The organism is Lysinibacillus sp. FJAT-14222, assembly GCF_001278875.1.
GTDB lineage: Bacteria > Bacillota > Bacilli > Bacillales_A > Planococcaceae > Lysinibacillus > Lysinibacillus agricola.
The window spans coordinates 254,733-262,846 of sequence record NZ_LIYL01000018.1 but is presented as its reverse complement, the minus strand read 5'-3'; the positions used below and the strand labels follow the sequence as shown (position 1 = coordinate 262,846).

Genomic DNA, 8,114 nt, shown 5'->3' with positions numbered 1-8,114 from the left:
TCTCTGTTCGCTCGACTTGCATGTATTAGGCACGCCGCCAGCGTTCGTCCTGAGCCAGGATCAAACTCTCCATAAAAGAAATTTGATTAGCTCAAATTGTTTTGCTGGCATCATGTTTGATGTCCAAAATTTGTTTCGTTCACTAACTCAAGGTTAGCTACTAGAAACTTTATTGATTACGTTTTGCTTGTTCAGTTTTCAAGGTTCATATCATCATCTTGTAGTGACAACTTTTATATCATACAACACGAAGGTTTGAATGTCAACAAGTTTTCAAAAGTTTTTTTGGAGCGGGTGATGAGAATCGAACTCACGACATCAGCTTGGAAGGCTGAGGTTTTACCATTAAACTACACCCGCGATATAATAATATTTATTTGGCGCGCCCGGCAGGAGTCGAACCCACAACCTTCTGATCCGTAGTCAGACGCTCTATCCAATTGAGCTACGGGCGCATATATTTTTGAGAATTGACTTGGTGCGGCCGAGAGGACTTGAACCTCCACGGGGTTGCCCCCACTAGGCCCTCAACCTAGCGCGTCTGCCATTCCGCCACGACCGCATTCAATTAGTAACTTTTTTATTATACTATAATAATCATAAAAGTCAACTTTTTTTCTTAAAGAGATGAGCCATGAAGGACTCGAACCTTCGACCCTCTGATTAAAAGTCAGATGCTCTACCAACTGAGCTAATGGCTCAAATTAAGAATTGAATGGCTGGGGTACTAGGATTCGAACCTAGGCATGACGGAATCAAAATCCGTTGCCTTACCGCTTGGCTATACCCCAATAAGTGGCGGTCCCGACCGGGATCGAACCGGCGATCTCCTGCGTGACAGGCAGGCATGTTAACCGCTACACCACGGGACCAATGTTACTATGTTTTCATAAATAAAATTAATGAAATGACCCCTACGGGATTCGAACCCGTGTTACCGCCGTGAAAGGGCGGTGTCTTAACCACTTGACCAAGGGGCCATGGCTCCGAAGGCAGGACTCGAACCTGCGACAACCTGATTAACAGTCAGGTGCTACTACCAACTGAGCTACTTCGGAATAATCCATATGTTTTGTCGTCGTTTTCTTGTCGACTTTTACTATTATAGGGACATCTTCAGTAAACGTCAACCCTTTTTATTAAGTTTTTTTATTCCACTAGTTTCAAACGTCCTAAACATTTGCTACAGCAGTATTTCTCCACATTCATTCTAATTTTTCTTACATATAATTGTTGGCATTTTACACATGTATATGTATAAAGACGACGTTGTTTTTTTTGAGAAGTCTTCGGGGTTTGTAATACTGAGCAAAAACGAGGTGCATTCACTTTTATTAATAACTCTCGAAAATCTTTGTCTCGATGTTGATACCCCTTACCTTCCAAATGTAAATGATAATGACATAATTCGTGTCGAACTATCCCCTCTACTTCTCTAATACCATACAATTCATATGCTTTTGGATTAATTTCAATATTATGCGATTGTAATAAATAACGTCCACCTGTTGATCGTAACCTTGAATTAAAAAATGCCTGATGCATAAATGGCTTCTGGAAACTTTCTAATGATATTCGACTAACAAGATTTTGTAGTTCCTCGTTGTTCATATCTATATCACCTCTACAACAAGAATACCACACTGTGTAGTATAGACAGTGTGGTACTAATTTATCCCGCATTAACGGGCAGTAATTTATCTGTACTGAAAGCGAAGCATCAGGTGCAAGACTCCCATCTCAAAATTCAGCGAAAGCAAAGAAGTTAGGTGGGAGTTAACTGCCCGTAAAAGCCCGATTGGTGAAGTCTAATAATCAGTAGGGATGAAGAAAACTCCCACTGATTAAAGATCTTCATTCAGCAAATGTTTTTTGTAGCGAAAGCGAAGCGTCAGCTACAATTACGCCAAGGCGAAATTGATTACGCTTCGATAGTTTGATCTTTAGGAGGAAGCATTGTTAATGAAATGCGTCCTTTACTGACATCTATTTGTTCTACCCAAACCGTCACAATGTCACCGAGCGCTACAACCTCTAATGGATGTTTAATACGTCTTTTTTGTAATTTTGAAATGTGCACAAGCCCATCCTGCTTCACTCCAATGTCTACAAATGCTCCGAAATCAACTACGTTTCTCACTGTACCTTGCAATTCCATCCCAACTTGTAAATCTTCCATCTTTAATACATCTGTTTTCAACAGAGGCTGAGGGAATGCATCACGTGGATCGCGGCTCGGTTTCATTAATGTATCCACAATATCCTGTATTGTGACAACCCCAACATCTAAAATTCCACTTAATTTTTCTTCATCTAGTTTTGCAATGGCTTCCTCTGCCTTCTGCGTCCCTATCTCTTTTTTATCAATTTGTGCAACCTCTAAAATCTGCTCTGCGACACTATAGCTTTCAGGGTGAATGCCCGTAGCATCGAATGCATTTTTTGCTTCTGGAACACGTAAGAAACCAATTGCTTGTTCATACGTTTTGGCACCAAGTCTTGGGATTTTCTTGAGTTGAGCACGTGTAGTAAATTGTCCATTTTCCTCTCGAACCTTCACAATATTCTCCGCAACTGTTTTCGATAATCCGGAAACATATTGTAATAGTGAAGCTGAGGCTGTATTCACATCAACACCAACTTGGTTAACAGCTGTTTCTACTATAAATGTTAAGGACTCAGTCAATTTCTTTTGAGAGACATCATGCTGATACTGACCTACCCCAACTGCTTTTGGCTCAATTTTCACTAACTCCGACAACGGATCTTGCAAACGACGTGCAATAGAAACGGCACTACGCTGTTCTACCTGTAAATCCGGAAACTCTGCACGCGCTATATCAGATGCTGAATAAACAGATGCCCCCGCTTCATTGACAATAACATAGGCTACATCAGTTTCAAGGTCATTCAATACATCTACAATAAATTGTTCTGTTTCTCGTGAGGCAGTACCATTACCAATAGCTATTATAGTTATTGGATATTTTGCTAAAATATTTTTCACAATTGCTTTAGATTTTGCTACATCTGGTTTTGGAGGGTGTGGATAAATGGCTGTAACCTCTAGCATTTTCCCTGTTTCATCTACAACAGCTAACTTACAGCCTGTACGGTACGCTGGATCAACACCTAATACATACTTCCCTTTCATTGGGGGCTGTAATAAAAGATTACGTAAATTCTCAGAGAAAATGTGGATAGCCTGCGCCTCTGCCTTTTCTGTAAGTTCATTTCGTAACTCTCGTTCTATAGAAGGCTGAATTAGACGCTTGTACGAATCCTCTATCGCTAGCTTTACTTCAGCAATGGCTGGAGAGGAGCCTGTAGCAGGAATCCATTCCTTCCACATAATCATCAATACTCGATCTATCGGTACATGAATCGCCACTTTTAAGATTTCTTCTTTCTCACCACGATTTACAGCTAAAATACGGTGAGGGACAATACGATTTACAGGCTCTTCATATTCGTAATACATTTCGAAAACGTTTTTTTCGTCTGACTCTGCGTTTTTTACACTTGTTACGAGTACTCCATCTTTCCGGGAATACGTACGAATTTTTTCACGGATTGCCGCGTCATCAGCAAAGCGCTCTGCTAAAATATCTCGCGCCCCAACTAATGCATCCTCTACGTTAGCAACTTTCTCTTCATCTACAAAAGCCATTGCTAACTGTTCTAAAGCATCACTACGATACTCTAATAGAAGATCTGCAAGAGGTTCTAATCCTTTTTCTTTCGCTATCGTCGCCTTTGTTCGGCGTTTTTGTTTATAAGGTCGATATAAATCCTCTACACGTTGTAATACAGTTGCCGCTTGAATAGCTTGTTCTAGTTCTGGTGTTAGTTTATCTTGTTCCTGAATTAATCGTATAACCTCTTCTTTGCGTTGCTCAAGCTGCTGTATGTAGTGATAACGATCCTCTACAGCTTTAATCTGTACCTCATCAAGGGATCCAGTAGCTTCTTTTCGATAACGTGCGATGAATGGCACGGTGTTTCCTTCTTCTAATAATTTGATAACAGCCTCGGCTTGACCTGGCTTGATAGCTACATCCTTTGCAATAAGCTGTAGCATTTGCTTTTGTTCCACATCATCACTACCTTTTTTCTTTTCATTTTACCATTACACTTTACTAAAAATGCAAAAAAATAGTCTACCCTCACGGAAGAGTAAACTATTTCATTTAATTATGAAGAGGCTTTTTTTCGCTAACACTTCCTACTCGGCTCATGCTATTACTTGTATCTGCGACAACAACAGGAGTCCTCCAATATCATTATTTTCAGGTCAGCCCCTCTCCCCAAAAAAATTTTAGAGCGAAACCCCACCGCTTGTTAGGACAGCTTCCTGTAATTTCTTTATTGCCTTCCTTTGCATTCTAGATACATGCATTTGAGAAATTCCTAATCGTTCTCCAACTTCTTTTTGAGTGAGTTGCTCTAAATATGTAAGCTGAATTATTTGTTTTTCTCTCTCATTTAAAACACTCATTGCATCAGAAACAAGTATTCTTTTGTTGGTCATTTCATAGCCGTCATCTTCTTTACCCGTAATATCAAATAGCGTTACTGTGCTACCGTCAGACTCTGACTCTATTGAATGATCCATAGAAAGAGCATGATAACTACGACTCATCTCCATTGCCTCTAAAACTTCTTCCTCTTCCACTTCTAATTGATCCGCGATTTCCTTAATAGATGGAGAACGCTGCAACTCAATTGTCAGTGCTTCTACAGTTGCTTTAATACGCGGTCCTAACTCTTTTATCCGTCTTGGTACGTGAACATCCCAAGTTTTATCACGTAAAAAGCGCTTAATTTCTCCAACAATCGTTGGTACAGCAAACGCTTCAAAGCTTCGACCAAAATTAGGGTCAAAACGTCTTATTGCACCTAGCAACCCCAGCATACCTACTTGAGTAATATCATCATAACTAGATGTACCATTCGAATATTTACGTGCAATAGACTCCACTAAATATCGATAATGAATCACTAAATTTGTTTGAGCTTCATCATCCTCCGTCGACTGGTACAACGCAATCCACCTTAGTATGTCTTCCTTGGATGAAGATTTATGTAGTGATTCTTTCGACATTTTTTTTCACCTGCTCTCTAGCGACATACTTTGTCATGAAAACAGTTACGCCACCATCGTTATTTATCATCACCTCATCCATCAAAGTTTCCATTAAATAAAGTCCTAAACCACCTTCGCGTAGCCCCGCGATACTTTCTTCAGGATGATACGGACCAATTTTCGACTTTATCTCCTCAAAATTGAAACTATTGCCGTAATCTGCAATCATCATTTCTATTTTATTTTCATACAAAGCGCAACCAATGACGATCTCGCCTTCTTCATCATCCTTATACGCATGATGTACAACATTCGTCACCGCCTCACTCGCTGCGATTTTTAAGTCCTCAATATCATCATAATTAAAACCAATACGACTAGCTAAGCCAGAAACCGTTAACCGAATCACACTGACAAATTGCGGTTTTGCAGGAACCCTTATTTCTATATAATCAAATTCCTTCATTTTCTTAATTCCACCTTTTTATCAGTTTCAATATCCATTAAGTCGCTTAAACCAGTAATTTCAAATAATCTTTGCAATCTATTCGATAAACCAACAAGCTTTACTTTACCATTTTCACGTAATGCTCTTTTATAAAAGGCTACAAAAATACCTAGCCCTGTACTATCCATATAATTAACTTTAGATAAATTAAGCTCTATTTCTAATCCTTCCTTAATTTTCACCGCCTCTAATTCCTCTCTTAGACCTGAAGCAGTAAAAGTATCTATTTCGCCTTCAATAAATCCATATAATTTATTATCAAGTTCTTTAAAATGTATTGCCACGTCCATACAGTACACCTCCACCATATTTGTTAGACTGTTCTTCTTTTCCCGTAATTGCAAAAACTTAAACCTAAATATCTATTTTTTTATAATAACTACTGTAAAATCATCTGATAGTTTAAAATCCTGTATTTTTTCAATTTGCTTATAAAGAAGATTACATAACTGCTGAGCTGATACATGCTTGTTCTCCTTTATCAATGACGTAATGATCTCTCGTGAATTCAATTCATCCCTCGATCTGAACTCAGTAACACCATCTGTCATCATTATTACGATGTCTTTATCTTCTAAAAGAATTTCATTATACGAGTATTTTGTTTCAGACAACACACCTAATAATAATCCTTTTGCTTCCAAAGGAAAAAATTCATTATGTTTAGCACTATAATGTAGCGGTGGCTCATGACCTGCAGAAGCATATGAAAAAATACTATTTTGTATATCCAAGCAACCGTAAAACATGGAAACAAACATACTGTCGTCTACACCTTTTTCAATTACTCGATTGATGACCTCTAATACATGCGAAGGATCTTTATAAGCATATTCAATCATTTCAAGGCCATACTTCACCATTGACATGCATAATGCAGCCGGAACGCCTTTACCGACAACGTCTGTCACAGCTACACTTAAATAATTCTCTCGATCATGTAAAAAATGCACATAATCTCCATTCATCTTGCGGATCGGAATCGATATCATTCCTATATCAATACTTGATAGTTGTGGAACGACGGTTTTAAGTAATGTTTTTTGAATGTTTGTAGCAATTTTCATTTCCATTTCATACTCTGCTTGTATTTGTAAGAGGCTTTGATGCTCTCTATGTGCCATTCCATAAAGCACCATTACTTCGATAAGAAAATCATATGCGGGATGTTCTTCATCCATTCTATCTGGAAAGATCTTCTCAACTGCGTTTTTATGAATACTTACAACATCCTCAGGTGAAATGTTTTTTTGGATTAATTGACGAGTGAAATTTTGAGCGATATACAAATTCTTTTCAGTTTGATTGACCATGTAATCCGACAAAATCTTCTTATATTGAGATTCTAATTGTTTCAACATTTTCACATCCTAACGCAACCGTTTTTCAGCCCTTATCGTCGTACCTTCTCCGATAACCGATTGAATAACTATACTGTCCATCAATCGGTTAATGCCTGGTATACCTGCACCGAGCCCTCCTGAAGTGGAGTAGCCATCCTCCATCACTTTCCGAACATCTTTTATTCCCGGGCCTTGATCAGTTGCAATAACAACTATTTTCTTTTCAGTGTCCGTCTCAACTCTTTCAATTTCAATGACACCTATCCTTGCATATAAATATATATTTCGAGCTAGCTCACTAATAGCTGTGGTGATTCGAGCCTGATCAACAGTGCCAAATCCAAGTGCCTTTGCTTCGTCACGCCCCAGTTGTCTTGCTGCTACTATATCCCACTCAGTAATAATTTCAACCGAAGACCTAGTTGTCACCGCTGTCCCCCCAATTCCTTTCGGAGTTATACTCTTACACTTTTCTTCGACCTGCTTGACTAAATACTTAATTTATTTATCTTCTAAAAGGCTCTCACCAAAATGTGTACTTGATTACACATTCCACTCCAGGAGGATGCTTTCATACCAACAATACTTTTTAAATCAAGAACAGGTTTTAGTTGGATTCTTATAAAATTCTAAGTATATTTTCTTAAACCCCTCGATATTTTTTTCAAAAATCTATTTTAAGAATAGATCTTGAGTATATCTTAAATCTATTAATACCATTTTTGAATAGTGATTTCAATTTATGGTAATGAAGTATTTGAGGGTACAATACAAAAAAGCATCGAGATGAAAAATCATCCCGATGCCTCTATACACATATGTATATCAAAATTTAACAAGCCCTAAACTAATCATCAATGCGCCATCAACTTTTTCCATCACAGCATGATCAAGTTGCGTAATACGATCTGTTAATCTTGATTTATCAATCGTCCGCACTTGCTCGAGCAGAATAACCGAGTCACGTTCAAAACCATACTTTTCAGCATTGATTTCAACGTGCGTCGGTAACTTTGCTTTTTGAATCTGTGCAGTAATAGCTGCGATGATGACAGTCGGACTAAATCGATTGCCAATATCATTTTGAATAATCAGCACCGGCCTTGTGCCCCCTTGCTCGGACCCAACTACCGGCGATAAATCTGCAAAAAAAACGTCACCACGTTTTACATTCAAA

General features: G+C 38.5%; 8 protein-coding genes, 8 tRNA genes and 1 rRNA gene. All 17 read right to left on the bottom strand.

Annotation, left to right across the window (positions count from 1 at the left end; all coding sequences use genetic code 11):
- Positions 1 to 76 (bottom strand): 16S ribosomal RNA (locus AN161_RS28705); the annotation flags it as partial.
- A gap of 210 nt (positions 77 to 286) precedes the next feature.
- A tRNA-Gly gene (locus AN161_RS09080) sits at positions 287 to 360 on the bottom strand.
- Positions 361 to 378: 18 nt separating this feature from the next.
- Positions 379 to 455, bottom strand: a tRNA-Arg gene (locus tag AN161_RS09075).
- 21 nt (positions 456 to 476) lie between these two features.
- Positions 477 to 562, bottom strand: a tRNA-Leu gene (locus tag AN161_RS09070).
- 66 nt (positions 563 to 628) lie between these two features.
- A tRNA-Lys gene (locus tag AN161_RS09065) sits at positions 629 to 701 on the bottom strand.
- Between the two features lie 15 nt (positions 702 to 716).
- A tRNA-Gln gene (locus AN161_RS09060) sits at positions 717 to 791 on the bottom strand.
- A gap of 5 nt (positions 792 to 796) precedes the next feature.
- Positions 797 to 872: transfer RNA gene (locus AN161_RS09055), tRNA-Asp, on the bottom strand.
- Positions 873 to 908: 36 nt separating this feature from the next.
- Positions 909 to 980: transfer RNA gene (locus AN161_RS09050), tRNA-Glu, on the bottom strand.
- A gap of 1 nt (position 981) precedes the next feature.
- Positions 982 to 1,058 (bottom strand) — tRNA-Asn (locus AN161_RS09045).
- A gap of 91 nt (positions 1,059 to 1,149) precedes the next feature.
- A complete protein-coding gene (locus AN161_RS09040) occupies positions 1,150 to 1,611 on the bottom strand; it encodes a SprT family protein (protein ID WP_053594025.1) in 462 nt (153 codons plus the stop codon).
- A gap of 310 nt (positions 1,612 to 1,921) precedes the next feature.
- Entirely contained in the window at positions 1,922 to 4,096 is a 2,175-nt protein-coding gene (locus AN161_RS09035; RefSeq protein WP_053594024.1) for a Tex family protein, read from the bottom strand.
- A gap of 222 nt (positions 4,097 to 4,318) precedes the next feature.
- Positions 4,319 to 5,104, bottom strand: coding sequence for an RNA polymerase sigma factor SigB (gene sigB / locus AN161_RS09030; protein ID WP_053594023.1), 786 nt, complete (start codon positions 5,102 to 5,104; stop codon positions 4,319 to 4,321).
- Entirely contained in the window at positions 5,082 to 5,552 is a 471-nt protein-coding gene (gene rsbW, locus AN161_RS09025; protein WP_053594022.1) for an anti-sigma B factor RsbW, read from the bottom strand. Before rsbW ends, sigB begins: the two co-directional genes overlap by 23 nt.
- Entirely contained in the window at positions 5,549 to 5,884 is a 336-nt protein-coding gene (locus AN161_RS09020; protein WP_053594021.1) for an STAS domain-containing protein, read from the bottom strand. The genes rsbW and AN161_RS09020 overlap by 4 nt, the downstream gene beginning before the upstream one ends.
- Before the next feature lie 72 nt (positions 5,885 to 5,956).
- Complete coding sequence (locus AN161_RS09015) at positions 5,957 to 6,955, bottom strand: PP2C family protein-serine/threonine phosphatase (RefSeq protein WP_053594020.1); 999 nt, start codon at positions 6,953 to 6,955, stop codon at positions 5,957 to 5,959.
- 9 nt (positions 6,956 to 6,964) lie between these two features.
- On the bottom strand, positions 6,965 to 7,366 hold the full coding sequence (locus tag AN161_RS09010; protein WP_053594019.1) for an anti-sigma regulatory factor: 402 nt from the start codon (positions 7,364 to 7,366) through the stop codon (positions 6,965 to 6,967).
- 396 nt (positions 7,367 to 7,762) lie between these two features.
- The gene (locus tag AN161_RS09005; protein ID WP_008177055.1) at positions 7,763 to 8,113 is read right to left on the bottom strand and encodes a type II toxin-antitoxin system PemK/MazF family toxin; all 351 of its coding nucleotides are present in this window, start codon (positions 8,111 to 8,113) and stop codon (positions 7,763 to 7,765) included.
- Between the last annotated feature and the right edge of the window lies 1 nt (position 8,114).